12 protein-coding genes are annotated in these 17,673 nt (G+C 73.4%); 6 read left to right on the top strand and 6 right to left on the bottom strand.

What is annotated here, in order from left to right:
* Window positions 1–177: 177 nt before the first annotated feature.
* Window positions 178–1,779, top strand: coding sequence for an MFS transporter (locus tag FRAAL_RS14215; RefSeq protein ID WP_157892096.1), 1,602 nt, complete (start codon window positions 178–180; stop codon window positions 1,777–1,779).
* A gap of 93 nt (window positions 1,780–1,872) precedes the next feature.
* Here FRAAL_RS14215 and FRAAL_RS14220 read toward each other — a convergent pair whose 3' ends face one another.
* Window positions 1,873–4,014 carry an NAD(+) synthase gene (locus tag FRAAL_RS14220; RefSeq protein WP_011604400.1) on the bottom strand — a complete coding sequence of 714 codons (2,142 nt, stop codon included), beginning with the start codon at window positions 4,012–4,014 and terminating at the stop codon, window positions 1,873–1,875.
* Between the two features lie 365 nt (window positions 4,015–4,379).
* Here FRAAL_RS14220 and nifJ point away from each other — a divergent pair, with 365 nt between their 5' ends.
* The 4 genes from nifJ to FRAAL_RS14240 all read left to right on the top strand — a co-directional run bounded on the left by nifJ (window position 4,380) and on the right by FRAAL_RS14240 (window position 9,682).
* Window positions 4,380–7,907 (top strand): pyruvate:ferredoxin (flavodoxin) oxidoreductase, encoded by a 3,528-nt coding sequence (gene nifJ / locus FRAAL_RS14225; RefSeq protein WP_011604402.1) that lies wholly within the window; start codon window positions 4,380–4,382, stop codon window positions 7,905–7,907.
* A gap of 313 nt (window positions 7,908–8,220) precedes the next feature.
* Window positions 8,221–8,790, top strand: a complete 570-nt coding sequence (locus FRAAL_RS14230) for a heme-binding beta-barrel domain-containing protein (protein ID WP_041939316.1) — start codon at window positions 8,221–8,223, stop codon at window positions 8,788–8,790.
* 348 nt (window positions 8,791–9,138) lie between these two features.
* Window positions 9,139–9,438 carry a nucleotidyltransferase domain-containing protein gene (locus FRAAL_RS14235; protein ID WP_505474306.1) on the top strand — a complete coding sequence of 100 codons (300 nt, stop codon included), beginning with the start codon at window positions 9,139–9,141 and terminating at the stop codon, window positions 9,436–9,438.
* Between the two features lie 7 nt (window positions 9,439–9,445).
* The gene (locus FRAAL_RS14240; protein WP_041939317.1) at window positions 9,446–9,682 is read left to right on the top strand and encodes a hypothetical protein; all 237 of its coding nucleotides are present in this window, start codon (window positions 9,446–9,448) and stop codon (window positions 9,680–9,682) included.
* Between the two features lie 114 nt (window positions 9,683–9,796).
* Here the strand turns inward: FRAAL_RS14240 and FRAAL_RS14245 are convergent, their stop codons facing one another.
* The 4 genes from FRAAL_RS14245 to FRAAL_RS14260 all read right to left on the bottom strand — a co-directional run bounded on the left by FRAAL_RS14245 (window position 9,797) and on the right by FRAAL_RS14260 (window position 14,183).
* The gene (locus FRAAL_RS14245; protein ID WP_197537271.1) at window positions 9,797–10,282 is read right to left on the bottom strand and encodes a hypothetical protein; all 486 of its coding nucleotides are present in this window, start codon (window positions 10,280–10,282) and stop codon (window positions 9,797–9,799) included.
* A gap of 18 nt (window positions 10,283–10,300) precedes the next feature.
* Window positions 10,301–11,914, bottom strand: a complete 1,614-nt coding sequence (locus FRAAL_RS14250; RefSeq protein ID WP_083866795.1) for an FAD/NAD(P)-binding protein — start codon at window positions 11,912–11,914, stop codon at window positions 10,301–10,303.
* 536 nt (window positions 11,915–12,450) lie between these two features.
* The gene (locus FRAAL_RS14255) at window positions 12,451–13,344 is read right to left on the bottom strand and encodes an SIR2 family NAD-dependent protein deacylase (protein ID WP_083866796.1); all 894 of its coding nucleotides are present in this window, start codon (window positions 13,342–13,344) and stop codon (window positions 12,451–12,453) included.
* A gap of 227 nt (window positions 13,345–13,571) precedes the next feature.
* Entirely contained in the window at window positions 13,572–14,183 is a 612-nt protein-coding gene (locus FRAAL_RS14260) for a TetR/AcrR family transcriptional regulator (RefSeq protein ID WP_011604409.1), read from the bottom strand.
* Window positions 14,184–14,337: 154 nt separating this feature from the next.
* Between FRAAL_RS14260 and FRAAL_RS14265 the strand changes: the two genes are divergently transcribed.
* Window positions 14,338–15,477, top strand: a complete 1,140-nt coding sequence (locus FRAAL_RS14265; protein ID WP_173402690.1) for a cation diffusion facilitator family transporter — start codon at window positions 14,338–14,340, stop codon at window positions 15,475–15,477.
* 117 nt (window positions 15,478–15,594) lie between these two features.
* On the opposite strand, the gene FRAAL_RS14270 is transcribed toward FRAAL_RS14265, so the two are convergent.
* Window positions 15,595–17,403 carry a serine/threonine-protein kinase gene (locus FRAAL_RS14270; RefSeq protein ID WP_011604411.1) on the bottom strand — a complete coding sequence of 603 codons (1,809 nt, stop codon included), beginning with the start codon at window positions 17,401–17,403 and terminating at the stop codon, window positions 15,595–15,597.
* Window positions 17,404–17,673: the final 270 nt, after the last annotated feature.

Genomic DNA, 17,673 nt, shown 5'->3' on the forward strand with positions numbered 1-17,673 from the left:
GCCGTCCGCCACGGTGGTCGCTCGCGGTGGTCGCTCGCGGTGGTCGTCCGCGGTGGTCGTCCGCGGTGGTCCTCTGAGCCGGTCGCCCCGGCGACGGCGCCGGGCAACTGGTTGCGTCCGGGCACAACCGCGGTTGACGATCGGAGGGTTTGGCCCGCGGGCCTGGAGGGGAGCAGCGTGGTTGCGCAGGACCAGGGCCCGGGGCGGGCCACACCGTCGCCCCCGTCGTTCGTGCCGGCGACACCGGCCGCGGACCTCACCGGGGACCCTCCCGAGGACGCGCACTTAGGGCCTGTGTCCGCCGGAGGGACGCCCGCCGCCGGCAGCGGCGGCAGGGGCAACCGCGTCGCCCGCACCGGGTCGGGGGCCGGTTCAGCGTCGGAGTCGGACGGTGAGCGCCGGGATCGGCAGCTCATCCTGCTGACGTGCCTGGCGGGGATGTTCGCGACGACGTTCACGGCGACCGTGCTGTCCGTGTCGATCCGCACGGTGGCCGGCGACCTACACAGCAACGTCGACGTCATCTCCTGGGCGGTGACCGGCTCGCTGCTCGCGCAGGCGGTCGCGATGCCGATCCTCGGCCGGGTCGGCGACATCCGCGGGCACCGGCGCACCTTCCTCGTCGGCTCCGTGCTCGCCGTGGTGTTCTCGCTGGCGACCGCGGTGGCCTGGGACCCGGTGTCGCTCATCGCCTTCCGTGCATTGGCACAGGTGGCGGGCGCCGCGACGATCCCCGCGTCGTTCGCGATGTTGTTCCACGCGTTCCCGCCGCACGAGCGGGTCCGGCCGTCGGCCTGGGCGTCGGGGGTGCTGTCGGGGGCGTCGGTCAGCGGGCTGGCGATCGGCGGGCTGGTCATCGACTCGATCGGGTGGCGGCCGCTGTTCGTCATGCAGGCCGGGATCGCCCTGGTCCCGCTGATCGCCGCGGTGAAGGTGCTGCCGGTCGACGTCGGCAACCGCAGCCTGACGCTGGACAAGACCGGCGCGCTGGTGCTCGGCGCGGCCACGTTCGCGCTGACCTTCGGGGTCAACCGGGCCGCCGGCTGGGGGCTGCGGCCGATCGTGATCGGCCTGCTCGCGGCCGTCCCGTTGCTGCTGTGGCTGCTGGTCGTGGTCGAGCGGCGCACCGCCATGCCGGTCATCCCGACGGTGCTGCTCGTCGAGCGCGACATCCGGGCCGCGGGGGCGAGTTCGTTCCTGCTCGGCGCCGCCCACATGGGCAACTTCCTGGTCACACCGCTGCTGCTGGAGGGGGTGTTCGGGCTGTCGGTCGCGGCCACCTCCCTGGTGACGATGACCCGCACCCTGTCGATCGCGCTGGCCGCGCCGTCGGCGAGCCGGCTGGGGGCCTGGATCCCGCCGCGGGTGCTCGCGGGCGTGGCCGGCGGGGTCTACACGATCGCCCTGGCCGTGCTCGCCCTCGGCACCCAGTACGACCAGCTCCCCGTGGTCATCGCCGGTCTGATCGTCAGCGGCCTGGCGTTCGGGCACGCCCAGCCGCCGCTGCTGGTGATCACCGGCAACGCCGCCGCCGCCGACAGCTTCGGCCTGGCCACCTCGCTGCAGCAGACCGCCAACCAGATCGGCGCGGTGATCGGGATGAGCCTGCTGTCGGCGATCGTCGGCGACGCGGTGCGCGCCGCCCCGTTCACCGTCGCCTACCTGGCCGCCGCCGGCCTGTCCGCCGCCGCCGGCCTCGCCATCCTCTTCGCCCGCCGCTCGCCCACCCTGCCCCTGCCTATCCAGAGGGATAAATCGGACACGAGAGCCTCCGGATAAGCAGGACCGCCCGCCGCCCGCCGCCCGCCGCCCGCCGCCCGCCGCCCGCCGCCGGCCCGCCGCCGCCGTGGGCTGGCGAGCGCGGCGCGGGCGTCAGCGATGCGGGCCGTTGCGGTCGAGTTCGGCGAGCCAGGCGGCGGGGCTGGCGTCGGACGGGGCCCGCCAGTCACCGCGGGGCGACAGCGTGCCGCCGTAGGAGACCTTCGGGCCGTTGGGCAGCGCCGAGCGCTTGAACTGCGACGCCATGAAGCGGCCCAGGAACTCCCGCAGCCAGCGCACGATCGTCGGCAGCTCGTAGGCGTGCCGCTCGTCGTCGGGGAAACCGGCCGGCCAGCCGTCGGTCAGCGCGTCGCGCCAGGCGTGCCAGGCCAGGAAGGCGATCTTCGACGGCGCCAGGCCGTGGCGCAGCAGGTGGTACAGGAAGAAGTCGTGCAGCTCGTAGGGGCCGATGCGGTCCTGGGTGCTCTGCATCGCGCCGGTCTCGGCGTCGGCGGGGACCAGCTCGGGGGAGATCTCGGTGTCGAGGACCGCGGTCAGCAGCTTGCCGGTGTCGGCGTCGAACTGGTCGTGGCTCACCGCCCACCGGATGAGGTACTGGATCAGGGTCTTGGGCACGCCGGCGTTGACGGCGTAGTGGCTCATCTGGTCGCCGACGCCGTACGTGCACCAGCCCAGTGCCAGCTCGCTGAGGTCCCCGGTGCCGACGACGAACCCGCCGTGGTGGTTGGCCAGCCGGAACAGGTAGTCGGTGCGCAGCCCGGCCTGCACGTTCTCGTAGGTGACGTCGTAGTCGGCGGCGCCCTCGGCGGCGGGATGGCCCAGGTCGGCGAGCAGCTGGCGGGCGGCGGGGCGGATGTCGATCTCCGCCGCCTCGACGCCGAGCGCGCGCATCAGCGCCCACGCGTTCGCCTTCGTCTCCGCCGAGGTCGCGAAGCCCGGCAGGGTGTAGCCGAGGATCGTCGTGCGCGGCACCCCGAGCCGGTCGCAGGCCTTCGCCGCGACGATCAGTGCGTGCGTCGAGTCGAGGCCGCCGGAGACGCCGATGACCATCCGTCCGCCGCCGGTCGCCCGATACCGCCGGGCCAGGCCGTGGACCTGGATGTTGAACGCCTCGTAGCAGTCGAGGTCGAGCCGCTCGGCCGTGTCGGGGACGAACGGGAAGCGCCGCTGGTGACGGCGCAGCCCGACGTCGCGGCGGTGCGGGCGGTGGTCGAAGCGGACCGTGCGGAACCGCTGCTCGGGCCGGCCGGCGACGGCGGCGCTGTCGTGGAACGTCCCGGTGCGCATCCGCTCCTGGCGCACCCGGGCGAGGTCGACGTCGGCGACGAGGAGCTGGGGGGTGTCGGCGAAGCGTTCGGACTCGGCGAGCAGATCCCCGAGCTCGTGGATCGTGCCCTGCCCGTCCCAGGCCAGGTCGGTGGTGCTCTCGCCGGTCCCCGCCGCCGAGTAGACGTAGGCGGCGAGCGCCCGCGCCGACTGGGCGGCGGACAGGTGCGCGCGGTCGGCGGCCTTGCCGACGACGATGTTCGACGCCGACAGGTTCGCCAGCAGCGTTGCGCCGGCCATCGCCGCGTACGACGACGGCGGGATCGGCGCCCAGTAGTCCTCGCAGATCTCGATGCCGACGACGAGGTCGGCCAGGTCCGTCGCCTCGAAGATCAGGTCCGTGCCGAACGGGACCGTCCGCCCCGCGACGGTGATCTCCTCCCCGGTGACGCCGGCGCCCGAGGCGAACCAGCGCTTCTCGTAGTACTCGCGGTAGTTCGGCAGGAACGTCTTGGGCACCACGCCGAGGATCCGCCCCCGCGAGATCGCCAGCGCCGTGTTGTAGAGCCGCCCGCGGTGGCGCAGCGGCGCTCCGACCAGCAGCAGCGGCCCGAGCTCGGCGCTGGCCCGGCACACCGTGTCGACGGCCTGCTCGACCGCGTCGAGCAGCGCGTCCTGCAGGTGCAGGTCGTCGAGCGCGTACGACGACAGCCCGAGTTCGGGGTAGACGACGACGTCGACGCCGTCGGCGTCCGCCCGGCGGGCCAGCGCGACGGTCGCCTCGGCGTTGCGGGCCGGTTCCGCGGTCACCACCAGCGGCGTGGCCGCCGCGACCCGCGCCAGGCCGTGGCTGTGGATCGCGGCGAACTCCCGCCGCGGCTTGCGGGACCGGACCGGGCCGCCGAGTGCCGGCTGGGCCGCCTCGTCGAATCCCGGCTGGACCGCCTCGCCGAACTCTGGCTCGGTCACATCGCCTCGCATCCTGTTGTCGGCGCACCGTCCGCAATGTCGCCCTCCCGCGATTGTCGCCCTCCCGCGAACGGGTGAGCACGTTCGATCCGCCCGCACCCCCGGTGGTGCCAGCGGCGGTGCGGTGCGTGGCGGCCTGCGGCCGTGGGAGCGGGCCCCGGGCCGACCCGCGCGCGGGGTGCCGTCCCCGGCCCTCGCCGACCGGCCGGGCGGCGCAGCGCCCTGCGCAGCACCGATGCCGACGCCTACCGGACGGCAGGTCACCTCGAAGGCACTCAAACAGGGACTCACACCGGTAACTTCCGTCCTCCGGGAAGGGAAGGAAGTCCCTCGCCGCTGCGTCATCCCGCGTCGACTCTGGGTGTATGGGTCAGAAGACGATCGATGGTAACGAGGCCGCCACCTCGGTGGCCTACCGGGCAAGTGAGGTGATCGCCATCTACCCGATCACCCCGGCGTCGGCGATGGGAGAGCTCGCCGACGCCTGGGCGACGAAGGGCCGGGCGAACATCTGGGGTGCGGTCCCCGAAGTGGTCCAGTTGCAGAGCGAGGGCGGCGCCGCCGGCGCCGTGCACGGGGCGTTGCAGGCCGGCGCCCTGTCGACCACGTTCACGGCCTCCCAGGGCCTGCTGTTGATGCTGCCCAACATGTTCAAGATCGCCGGCGAGCTCACGCCGATGGTCCTCCACGTCGCCGCCCGCACCATCGCCACCCACGCGCTGTCCATCTTCGGTGATCACAGTGACGTGATGGCCGCGCGCTCCACCGGCTTCGCCATGCTCGCCTCCTCGTCCCCCCAGGAGGCCCACGACCTGGCCGCGGTCGCGCACGCGGCCACGTTGGAATCCCGCGTTCCGTTCCTGCACTTCTTCGACGGCTTCCGCACCTCGCACGAGCTCAACGAGGTCGCCGAGATCGACGACGCCACGCTCGCCGAGCTGCTGTCCGCCGAGCGCATCGAGGCGCACCGGCTGCGCGCGCTGTCCCCGGACAGCCCGGTGATCCGCGGCACCACCCAGGACCCCGACACCTTCTTCCAGGCCCGGGAGGCGGCCAACGCCTACTACGCCGCCGTCCCCGGGATCGTGCAGCGGGCGATGGACCGGGTGTCCGCCGCCACCGGGCGGTCCTACCGGATCTTCGAGTACACCGGTCACCCCGAGGCCGAGCGGGTCGTCGTCGTCATGGGCTCGGGCCGCTCGGCGGTGCGTGACGCCGTCACCCGGCTGGTCGCGCGCGGCGAGAAGGTCGGCTTCGTTCAGGTCCGGCTCTACCGGCCCTTCGACGGCGCGGCGTTCCTCGCCAGCCTGCCGGCGACGGTCCGCTCGATCGCGGTCCTCGACCGGACGAAGGAGCCGGGCGCGCTCGGTGAGCCGCTGCGCCTGGACGTGCTCGCCGCGCTCGCCGAGCGGCCCGAGAGCATGCCGCGGGTCATCGGCGCCCGCTACGGGTTGGCGTCGAAGGAGTTCACCCCGGCGATGGCGGCGGCCGTGTTCGACGAGCTGGCCCGCTCCCAGCCGCGCCGCCAGGTCACCGTCGGCATCCACGACGACGTCACGAACCTCTCCCTCGCCGTCGACGACCACGGCCACCCGGAGCCCGACGACGTGCGGCGCGCGGTGTTCTACGGGCTCGGCAGCGACGGCACCGTCGGCGCCACCCGTGCCACCGCCGGCATCGCCGCCGACCACACCCCGCTGCACGCGCAGGCGTACTTCGTGTTCGACTCCAAGAAGTCGGGCTCGATGACGGTGTCGCACCTGCGCCTGTCGCCGCGCCCGGTCGACGCCCCCTGGCTCATCGACGACGCCCAGTATGTCGGCTGCCACCAGTTCTCGCTGCTCGAACGGGTCGACGTCCTCGCCGTCGCCGCCACCGGCGCCACCGTGCTGATCAACAGCCCGTACCCGGCGGAGACGGTGTGGGAGCACCTGCCCGCCAACGCCCAGCGCCACCTGCTCGACCGGGACGCGCGCCTGTTCGTCGTCGACGCCGACCGGGTGGCCCGCGAGGCCGGCCTGCCCGGGATCGTCAGCCCCGTGCTGCAGACCTGCTTTTTGACCCTGTCCGGGCTGCTGGCGGCCGACACGGCGGTCGCGGCGGTCAAGAACGCCATCCGCATCGCGCAGGGCAAGCGCGGCGAGGCCGTGCTGCAGCGCAACTTCGCCGCCGTCGACGCCTCCCTCGGCGCGCTGGCCCAGGTCGACCTGACCGGTCGGACGGTGGGGGAGCGCGCGACCCGGCGCCTGTCCGGCGACGCCCCGGTGTTCGTCAAGGAGGTCACGGCCCGGATCATGGCGGGGGAGGGGAACCTGCTGCCCGTCAGCGCGCTGCCGATCGACGGCACCTTCCCGGTCGGCACGGCCCGCTACGAGAAGCGCGCCATCGCCCACGAGCTGCCCGTCTGGGACGCCGACCTCTGCATCAACTGCGGCAAGTGCACGATCGTCTGCCCGCACGCCGCGATCCGGATGACCGCCTTCGACCCGGCGCTGCTCGCCGACGCGCCCGCGACGTTCAAGTCGCGCCAGCCGAAGGACAAGGACCTGGCGGGGCTGCGGGTGACCATCCAGGTGGCGCCGGACGACTGCACCGGTTGCAGCCTGTGCGTCAAGGTCTGCCCGGCGACCAGTAAGGAGAACCGGGAGCACAAGGCCCTCGAGATGGTCGACGCCGCGCCGCGGCTGGCCGAGGAGCGCGCCGGCTGGGCGTTCCACGAGACGCTGCCGGCGATCGACCCGACGCGCGTGTCGGCGGACAGCGTCCGCGGCTCGCAGCTTCGCCAGCCGCTGTTCGAGTTCTCCGGCGCCTGCTCCGGCTGCGGCGAGTCGCCGTACCTGAAGCTGCTCACCCAGCTGTTCGGCGACCGGATCCTCGTCGCGAACGCCACCGGCTGCTCGTCGATCTTCGGCGGCAACCTGCCGACGACGCCGTGGACGACGGGTGCCGACGGCCGCGGCCCGGCCTGGTCGAACTCCCTGTTCGAGGACAACGCCGAGTTCGGCCTCGGCATGCGCCTGGCGCTCGACAGCCGGGCGCGCGAGGCCCGCCGGCTGCTGATGGCCGCCGCGGGGGTCGTCGGCGACACGCTCGTCGACGAGCTGCTGGGCGCCGACCAGAGCACCGAGGCCGGCATCCTCGCCCAGCGCGGCCGGGTCGCCGAGCTGCGCCGGCGGTTGGCCGGCGCCGAGCACGACGCCCGGCTCGACCCGCTCGTCGACAACCTCGTCGACAAGAGCGTGTGGATCGTCGGCGGCGACGGGTGGGCCTACGACATCGGCTTCGGTGGCCTCGACCACGTGCTGGCCTCCGGGCGCAACGTCAACGTGCTCGTCCTCGACACCGAGGTCTACTCGAACACGGGCGGGCAGGCGTCCAAGTCGACGCCGCGCGGCGCGGTCGCGAAGTTCGCCGGCGGCGGCAAGCGGACCCGCAAGAAGGACCTCGGGCTCATCGCCGCCGCCTACGGCGACGTCTACGTCGCGCAGGTCGCCCTCGGCGCCAACGACCAGCACACGGTGCGGGCGTTCAACGAGGCGGCGAGCTGGCCCGGCCCGTCGCTCATCGTCGCCTACAGCCACTGCATCGCCCACGGCATCGACATGACCGACGGCCTGTCGCACCAGAAGGCAGCGGTGAAGTCGGGCTACTGGCCGCTGTACCGGGTCGACCCGCGCGCCGAGCAGGCGTTCAGCCTGGACTCGCGCAAGCCGTCGATGACCTACGCCGAGTTCGCCGCCACCGAGTCCCGGTTCACCCGGCTCGGCGCGGTCGCCCCCGATGTGGTCGCCGAGCTCGAGGGCCTCGCCCAGGACGACATCCGCGCCCGCTGGGAGACCTACGAGCACGAGGCCGCCGCGGCCCCCCGCACCCCCGACGGCTCGCAGACCTGACCGCCCGACCGCACCGGGCCCCCGCCCGACCGGGCCCCGCCATCCCCTGCCCGAACGGGCAGCCATGCCCCACTCGGGTGCCGTTCCCTGCTTATCCAGAGGCCTCCGTGTCCGAAAAATCCCTCTGGATAGGCGCGGGCGCGGGCGCCGGGGCGGGGGCGGGCGCGGGGCGGGCGCGGGATCTGGCGGTGGCCGGGCGGTGGGGGCCCGGGTGGGTCAGGCGCGTCGAGGTTCGGCGGCGTGCCACGTAGTGTCGGCATGTTCCGGCGGATTTGCGCCGGTTTCGAGTGTTTCTAGTCTGGAGGATTCGGCGTTGACGGAGAAGGTTGGTCCGGAGTGGGGGCCGCTGGCGGCCCTGGCCGGCGAGTGGGAGGGCGACCAGGGTGTCGACGTCGCCTTCGGCAACGTCGAGGGTTCGATGATCACCACCCCGTACCGTGAGCGGGTCACCCTGAAGCCGTTCGGTCCGGTGGACAACGGCTCGCAGCACCTCTACGGCCTCGACTACAAGATGGCCGCCTGGCGGTTCGGGGAGGAGAACCCCTTCCACACCGAGCTCGGCTACTGGCTGTGGGACGCCGAGCTCGGCCACGTCATGCGCAGCTTCCTGGTGCCCCGCGGGCAGACCCTGATCGCCGGCGGCGTGGTCGCGCCGGACGCGACGAGCTTCACCCTGCGCGCGGAACTCGGCTCCACCACGTACGGCATCCTGTCCAACCCGTACCTGGCCCGCGCGGCGAACACGACCCTGTACGAGGTGGCCATCACCGTCAACCCCGACGGCAGCTTCGCCTACGACGAGACCACCACGATCGACCACTCGCGGGTCCCCGGCAGCCCGGTCGCCCACACCGACCGCAACGTCCTGCGCCCCGTCGGCTGACACACGTCGGCTGACACACGTCGGCTGACACACGTCGCCTGACACACGTCGGCTGACCCACGTCGGCTGGGCGCCCGGCCCCTGGCTCCGCCGGACCGTGACCCCGCCCGGACCGTGACCCCGCCCGGACCGTGACCCCGCCCGGACCGTGGTCGCGGCCTGACACCGGTGGCCCGCAGTTGCGGTGCGTTCCGTCCGGTTTTCGCCTCGAGACCGTACACAGCGCACCGCAACCAGCGCACCAGCAACCGGCGGGGTGGAGGCCTCGCAGCCACCGAGATCGAAGCCCTCGGTGCCAGGTGGTCATCGTGCTGGACCCCGGGGCAGGTCGCGTAGCATCTGGCCGGGATCACCACGCCCTGGTGTGTGGCCGCGGGCTGGGCGCTGGACCTGTTCCGCGGCACGCAGACGCGCGAGCACGGGGACGTCGAGATCGCGGTCCCGGCCGCGAACTTCCCCGAGATCCGCGGCCGCTTCCCCGGATACGCCTTCGATGCGGTCAGCAGCGGCCGGATCTGGGCGAACGCCACACCGGACGTGCTGGCCGCCACACGCCAGACCTGGCTACGCGACACCTGCCGGCCGCCAGCCAACCCACTCGAAGTGCCTTCATCCCGGCTGTCCAACAGCGCGCAAGCCGAGGCATGATTGCATCATGGAGATTGCGGAAGGCACGGTCGTGGTTGTGCGCGATACCTTTGCGGAGGACCGGGCCCCTGTAGTCCTGGCCCTGCTACGGGAATACGGCACCGAAGAGTGGCACTGTGAACCTGATCGTGTGCGCCGAGCTATCGTGAAACTCGGTCAGGGTGACGTGGATCAGATCAGACACTATCTCAACGTCGCCAAAATAGACTACCGAGACGTGCTCTACTACTCGGGAGACTACTGAACCTTCTTTATGTCCGACTCGGGCTCGGCCCGTCGGAAGCAACGTGTTGGCCACTCCCGCGGTGTACCTGCGGGCGAGTGTTCCCCGAAGCTGACGGCGGTTCATCCCGGCCGGTCATCGAGCTTCCGCTGTTCGGCTGTCACCGGCTTCGATCGTCCGCCTGAGCCCGGTGTACTCGAGCGCAGCGTAGACCGCCGCGACCGCCGCTCCGACGATCATGAACGCGGTGCCGAAGGTGGTGAGCGATATCAGGTCGGTGGCCGTCACCCCCAGGCAACCGAGTCCGGACACGACGTTCAGGCCGACAACGGTCCAGCCGAGACCGGGCGGAATGGCCGGCCTGGTCGCGACGAAGGCAAGTGCGGCCGCGCCGGCCAACTGATAGATCCCGAATCCGACCGAGAACGCGACCGGCATCCCGGTGGGAGATGCCAGCAGGCCACTGGCCGTGATCAGGACGACGCCCATCACGGCGGTGCTACCGCTGTCGATGCGCAGAACGAGGCGCAGCAGCTGGCCGTGGAGTCGTTCTACCCGTTGGACGAGCAGACGGCTCAGATCCTTCGTCGACTCGCAGAGCCAGCGTGACCTCTCGCCCACCTCCGGGTGGATCGCGGGTCAGATCGGTTGGAGGACGTCGCACGCGGCGGGGCGGAAGGCGCGGCGTGCGCTGTGCACGGCGCTCCCTGAATCCAGGATGTCACTCTGGATCGAGGTGACGATGTCGACGGCGCGGTCCACGAGGGACTGGATGCCGAAGGTGAAGAAGACGCTGCCCATCGCGAGGTCCCCGAGTGCGAACAGCCGCCGGCTCGGGCGACCGTCCACCGTCAGGCGGCTGGTGGCGCGTTCGAGGCGAAACCCGCCGCGCGGATGCGGCTCGGCCAGGCCTGCGTCCACCAGCGACGTCAGCATCGGCGCGGTGAGGTCGGTGGCGCCGCCGAGGCGGCCGTTGACGGCGTTGACGACGACGGCGGCCCGATGCCTGCCGTGGGCGGAGCTCGCCACGAAGCCGCCGTCGCCCGGCTCGGCCCCGTCGGCCCCGTCGGCCCCCTCGGTCCACTCGATTCGCTCGATCCGTTCGAGTCCGCCGATCAGCTCGAGCTGCCCGGACTCCAGCAGGCCCAGCAGCGCGACAGCGCTGGCGGGCGGCATCGGGCAGCACAGGCTCATGAAGGCGCGGTGGTGCGTGGCCAGCAGGCGGTCCTTGTCGCGTTCGGGCAGCAGCGGCCAGACGTCCGGCCCGACGTCCGGCATGATCTGCTGCAGGATGCGCAGCGGGCCACCGGGTGCGTTGACCGCACCGAGCTGCCGGCGCAGCCGGTGCGTGGGTTCCTCCCGGCGCGCGGCGTCGATCTCCGTCCGCACGGCGTCGAGGTTCTCGCCCGCCGCCGCGAGCTCGGCGCCGATCATGACGATCAGGTCGGCCAGCGCCAGTGATCCACCGGAGGCGGCCATCGCCCGGAACCGCGCCGCGGTGACGTGGCGCGGGGTGAACCGGGCGGGCCGCTGGCGTACGGCGGGCAGGACCGCCTGGCGGGAATGCAGCCGGATCCTGCCGGTGTGTCCGCGGGCGGCCAGGGCGAGGGTCACGTCGACCGCGGTCAGCCCGCTGCCGATCACGGCCAGGTCGTCGTCCCGGCGGATCGCGGCCAGCCTCTCGGCGGCCGGGTAGGGATCCCGAACGAACCCGGTGCAACCAGCCAGCCCGTACGGGTCGGCGGGTCTGCCCGCGCCGGTGGCGAGGACCGCATAGTCGACCTCGTGCTCCTCGCCGTCCGCCGTGCGCAGAACCAGGCCGTGGCGGGTCGGCACGGCGCGGTGCACCATCCGCCGGTGCAGCTCGACGCTCCAGCCACGCGCGGCCAACGTCACCAGCGCCACCCGGGCGGACTGCTCCAGGTAGTTGCCGTACAGCGCCCGCGGGATGAACGGCGCACCGGAGACGGGGTCGAGGAAGGACGACTCGGCGCCGACGACGAGCCTGCGGGCGGCGAGCCACTCGGCGAGATGGCCGTCGTCGCCCGCCCGTACGGACATGTCCCGCGGTATCGCGTTGACCCGCATCGCGTCCAGGTCCGGCTGATAAGGGCGGCCACGCCACAGGTGTCGACCACCGTCGAATATCGCCAGGTTGCCGGCGGGAAGGTCATGCTGGTGGGCCAGTGCGTCGAGAAGGCAGACGGCGGACGCGCCGCCGCCGATCACGCCGATCCTCGCAGTGGCTGACATCGACTACCTCACCTGTGGACGCTGCGGAAGCGGAGGTGGTCGTCCACCGCCTCGGCCGCCATCCCCATCGTCACCTCGACGGCGGTGTCGGTCACCTCGAGGTCGCCGACGGGCTCGCCGGGCCGGACTGGGCGACCGTGTCCGTGGGCCGTGGGCCGTGGGCCGTGGGCCGTGGCCGGATCCGGATCCGGGTCCCTCGGCGGAACCCTGGACGTCCTGGCGGGGCAGGAGCGTCGGCGTCGAGGTCGTGCCCGGCAGCGTGGCGCGGTGCTGCACGCGCCCGGCCACTCTGAGGTGGGCGCTTCGAGGAGGTGGGCGCTTCGAGGAGGTGGGCGCTCCGTGGCAGACGCAGCGGCCACACACGGCCGGGGCCGCACGACGGCGATCGTGGATACGGGTGCTCGCTGCACGTCATTGGAGAGCTACGGCCTGCTCGGCCCGTCCTCGACCTGGGTGATCAAGATGTTCCGCGGAACCGCGCCGGTGCCGTTGGAGGCTCACCCGGCTGCACGCTGTTGGTCCCCCGGACAGCCGGCTCAGGGCAGCCGAGCGGCGAGGGCGGTCAGGGCCGGCAGGGCGGCGAGGGGGAGGGAGACGCCGGCACCGGGGCGGATCTCGGGCTGGGCGGGGTTGATGCGGATCAGGCGGCCGGCGAGCGACTCGGCGGTGCGGCGCACGGTCGGCACGGCGGTGCCCGCGCCGATCTCGACGACCACCAGCGGGCCGGCGTCGCCCGGACCGGTCACCTCGTCCAGCCAGGACTCACAGGTGCGCAGCGCGGCGTCGGTCCGCTCGCTCACCCAGGATCCGTCGCCGAACATGAGGATGTTCGGCCGGGCCAGGTCGCCGCACGACGGGCAGCGGGGCAGCGGCTCGCCCGCGCGCATCGTCTCCGGATCGACGTCCACCTCGACGCCGTCCGCCGGCCAGATCTCCCCGCCGCACGGGCCGACGCACTGGAGGTGGTGGATGGAGCCGTGGACCTCCGCCACCGCGTCGATGCCGGCCCGTTGGAACTGGCCGTCGACGTTGGACGTGAACACATACATCCCGCCGGGCAGCCGCGCGCCCCACCGGCGCAGCACGGCGAAGCCCTCGTGCGGCCTGGTCGCCCGGTACAGGCCGAGGCGGTGGCCGTAGAAACCCCAGGCCAGCGTCGGATCGTCGCGGAAGTGGACCGGGTCGGCCAGCTCCACGAACGACAGGCCGAGGCGTTCGTACGGCGGGTAGGCCCGCCAGAAGCCGGCGTCGCCGCGGAAGTCCGGCAACCCCGAGTCCACGCCCATGCCGGCGCCCGCGCACACCAGCAGCGCGCCCGCGCCCGCGAGCAACGCCGCGGCGGCGTCCAGTGCGGCCTCGACCGTGGCGGCGGGTCGTCCCGCCGAGGCGGTCACGGGTGGGCGGCGGCCCGCCTGGCTGGCGTGGGTCATCCCTGCCATTATGGGCGATCCCTGCGCGGGCTCTCTGCACGTGATCGGTGCGTGGCGGCCGCGCGACTCCCCCCCGACCCCATGACGATCATGGTGTTCCGCGGAACCGCGCCGGTGCCGTCGGAGGCGCACCCGGCGGCGCCTCTCGGCACCGGGCGCGCTTCCGTCCGCAGTCGGGCGTGTCCGGTGCCCTCGACGTGCAACGGGAGGGCGGACGGAATGTGCTTTCAGGTTGCCGCGGAGGTCTGCTGGCCGTCGGGGGCCGGGGGTGGCAGGACGTGCGGGGCCGGGCGAAGCCCGTCGACGAGCAGCGCGAGGTAGCGGCGGCGGTTCAGGCCCGCCGGGTCGTCGGGGCTGACCGTGGCCAGGGCCATCACGACGACCGCGGACAGGTCCCGGCGTTCGAGCTCGGGGCGGACCACGCCGGCGTCGCGGGCGCGGCCGAGCAGGCGTTCCATCGACTCCAGGTAGCGGTGCACCCCCTCGACGTGGAAGGCGTCGGTCTCCCGGGCGAGGGCGAGGATCACCTGCCGGCCCGCCAGCGCCGCCACCGTGGCCTCCAACGCGCCGACGAGGTCGTGCCACGGGTCGTCGGTTTCCCGGGTCAGCCGGGGCACGATCTCGGTGCTGACGAGATGGTCGAACACGGTGCGCAGCAACTGGTCGCGGTTGCGGAACCGGCGGTAGACCGTCGCGACCCCCACGCCGGCGCGCCGGGCCACCTCCTCCAGCGTCACGGCCCGCCCGACGTCCTCGAAGGCCTGGTCGGCCGCGGCGATGATCCGCTCGTAGTTGCGCGCCGCGTCGACGCGCAGGCCCCGCCCGCCCGTTGCTTCCACCGGGGCACGCTAACAGCGCGCGGCTCGTTCCCACGTCGGGTGGGCGGCGTCCGAACCGGTCACATGAGCGACACCACGGCCGTCGGCGGCGATTCGTGCGACACATCCGGCCTTGTCGGGTTAGAACATGGTCATCGGGGCTAAGGACGAAGGCATGCCCGCTGACACCGACGGCGCGCCTGCCGCCACCCCGCCCATCCCGGCATCATCCGCGGCGCCGGCAGCCTCGGCGGAGTGCGAGCCGGTGAGCGAAAGCCTGACGACACCACCCGCCCCGGCCGAGCTGCCGCCCGAGGCCCGCGACGCGATCCCGCTGCAGCAGGACGGCGGCGCCGGCAAGAGCGAGAGCGGTCTCACCGTCGCCGTCGCCTTCGTGGCCAACCTGGTCATCGCGATCGCGAAGACGGGGGCGGCCCTGCTCACCGGCTCCGCCTCGATGGTCGCCGAGGCCGCCCACTCCTGGGCCGACACCGGCAACGAGGTCTTCCTGGTGATGGCGAACCGTCGCTCGCGCCGCCCGCCGGAGCCGGGTCATCCGCTCGGGTTCGGCCGCGAGGCGTACGTCTGGGCGCTGTTTGCGGCCATGGGACTGTTCGTCGCCGGGGGCGCGGTCTCGATCACCCACGGGGTGCAGGAGCTGTTCGCGGGCGAGTCCGGCGGGGACTACCTGATCGGCTACATCGTGCTGGCGGTGTCGTTCCTGCTGGAGGGGACCTCGTTCCTGCAGTCGGTGCGCCAGGCCAGGCCCGAGGCCGCGTCGATGAACCGGGACGTCCTCGAGCACGTGGTGGAGACGTCCGACCCGACGCTGCGCGCGGTCTTCGCCGAGGACTCGGCGGCGCTCGCCGGCGTCGTGATCGCGGCGCTCGGGCTGGCGCTGCACCAGATCACCGGTGTGGCGGCCTTCGACGCGCTCGGCTCGATCCTGGTCGGGGTGCTGCTCGGGGTGGTCGCCATCGTGCTCATCAGTCGCAACCGGCGTTTCCTCATCGGGCAGGAGGCCGACCCGCAGGTGCGCGCGGCGACGCTGCGGGCCCTGCTGGCGCTGCCGGAGGTCGACCGGGTGACACGCCTGCGCCTGGAGGTCGTCGGCCCACGGATGATCACCGTCGTCGGCGATGTGGACCTGATCGGCGACGACATCGAGCCCAACGTCGCCCTGCGCCTGCGCGGGGTGGAGGCCAAGCTGTCCGCCTCGCCCGCCGTCGTCGACGCCGTGCTCAGCCTCTCCGCCCCCGACGAGCCCTCCCTCGACCCCGACGACACCCCCGAGCCCACCCCCGCCGCCGCCTGACCGCAACGGCACCAGGGCGCAGGCCGCCTGCGGTGCGGTGTGCACGGTCTGACGGACCGGATGGTGCACGACGCACCGCAGTCCGTCTCGCGCACCGCAGCTCGCGACGACGCGGCATCACCACCCTGGGCCGGGGCCGGCAGGTCCGGGGCCAGCCCCGGGGCCAGCGCCGGGGCGGAGAGGGTCCTGGCCGGGGGCGGAGCGGCCCGTGGCGACGCTGACCGCGCCGAGTGCGGCGGAGACGCGTCGCGCGGGGCGTCCCCGCAGCAGTGCCATGTCCAGCACGATGTCGCACTGGAGCACCGGGTTGTACCAGGCGAACCGGTAGCGGCCCTTCGGGTTCCGGCGGCCCGGCCGGGGCAGCCCGCCGGTCCAGGGCGCGGTGGGGCGCGCCGGCCAGACCGCCAGCACCTCCCGGCGTCCCAGCCGGATCACGTCGGCGCGGACGACCTCCGGCCAGGCGCGGTCGTACCGCTGCCCGTTGCACAGCGCGCGCAGGCCGTACGGGCCGATCGTCAGCCTCGGCGGCCGAAGGCCGAAGCGCAGCCGCCACCAACCCGGGAACAGCGCGCCGGCGCCGAGGACAGCGAAGATGCCGGCCCCCAGGAGCGCGGCGGAGATGCCACTGGAGTTGTAGCCCCGGTAGGTGAACAGGAGGTCGACGAGGACGATCAACGCCACAGCCAGCAGGACGACGCCGACGCCGACCAGCAGCGAGCCGACGACCAGCAGACGCCGCCGCCGTCCCGGGAAGACGACGTCGGCGACCGCGGGGTGGCGGGGCACCTGGGCCGGCCGCGGGGGAGGCGTCCGCGGGCCTGGGGAAGCCTGCGGGCCTGGTGGTGTCTGCGGGCCTGGTGGTGTCTGCGGCGGGGGCGTCCGTGGGGGTGCGGGTGTCTGCGGCGGGGGCGTCCGCGCGGGCGGCGGGGGCTGCGGGGGCTGCGGAGCTGGTGGGGGTGGCTGGTAGGTCGCGGCCATGATCCGGGTCGGTGAGCGGGGGGCGTCCGGGGTCTCCCACCAGACGGACGGGTCCGGGCGTGTCGGCGGCAGGTGCGCGCCGATCGCGGCGGCGTGCTCCGCCACCAGGCTGATGACCGACGGCGGCCAGGTCTCGGCCGCGACCTCCACCCCGTCGGCGAACCAGCGCAGCAGCGCGTCGGGGCGGGGCCGCGCGGCCGGGTCCTTCGCCAGGCAGGACCGCAGCACGTCGCCGAGATCGGCCGGCACCCCGGTCAGGTCCGGGGAGCCGTGCACGACCCGGAACAGCATCGCGGCAGGGTCGCCCCGCCCGAACGGGCCGCGCCCGGTGGCGGCGAAGACGAGGACGGCGGCTGCGGAGAACACGTCGGCCGCCGGCCCGGCGGCACCACCGGCGGCCTGCTCCGGCGACATGTAGGCGGCGGTGCCGACGACGTCGCCCGCCCGGGTGAGCTCCGTGTGGTCGGCGGCCCGGGCGACGCCGAAGTCGATCAGGCGCGGTCCGTCGGCGGCGAGCAGGACGTTGCTCGGCTTCACATCCCGGTGGACGATGCCGGCGCGGTGCACGGCGACGATCGCCTCCAGCACGCCGGCGCCCAGCCGACGCAGCACCGTCGGCCCGAAGGGCCCGCAGCGCGCCACCGCCTCGTGCAGCGAGGGCCCGGGCACGTACTGGGTGGCCAGCCACGGCGTCGCCGCGTCCGGGTCGGCGTCCACGACCGGGGCGGTGAACGCCCCGCTGACCAGCTTCGCCGCCGCGACCTCCCGCCGAAAACGGTCACGGAAGCCGCCGTCCCCGGCCAGCTCCGACCGGACCATCTTGACGGCCATCAACCGACCGGAGGGCGAGGTGGCCAGGAACACCCGCCCCATGCCGCCCTCACCGATCCGGGCGCGCAGGTGGTAGGGCCCGATCGTCGACGGATCCCCCGGTTCAAGATTCTGCATCGACGCGTCCGTCCGCAGAACTCATCACACTCCGTCGTGGGGGGGCTGGGGCCAGGGCTGTGGGTCACGGCTGTGGGTCAGAGCCATGGGTGTGGGCCATGGGTGTGGGCCATGGGTCAAGGCCTGCCGGAGGGGCTTCGCCGCGTGTCGTGACGACGCCCTTCGGTCAGGACCAAACTAGTGCAGAGCCGAAGGCTTCAGGACATGACCCGGATACGCCTTGCCGGTCGCCCTCGTCGCCCTCTGGTCGGGGCTGGGGGGTGGCCGCCC

The organism is Frankia alni ACN14a (genome assembly GCF_000058485.1).
Classification (GTDB): domain Bacteria; phylum Actinomycetota; class Actinomycetes; order Frankiales; family Frankiaceae; genus Frankia; species Frankia alni.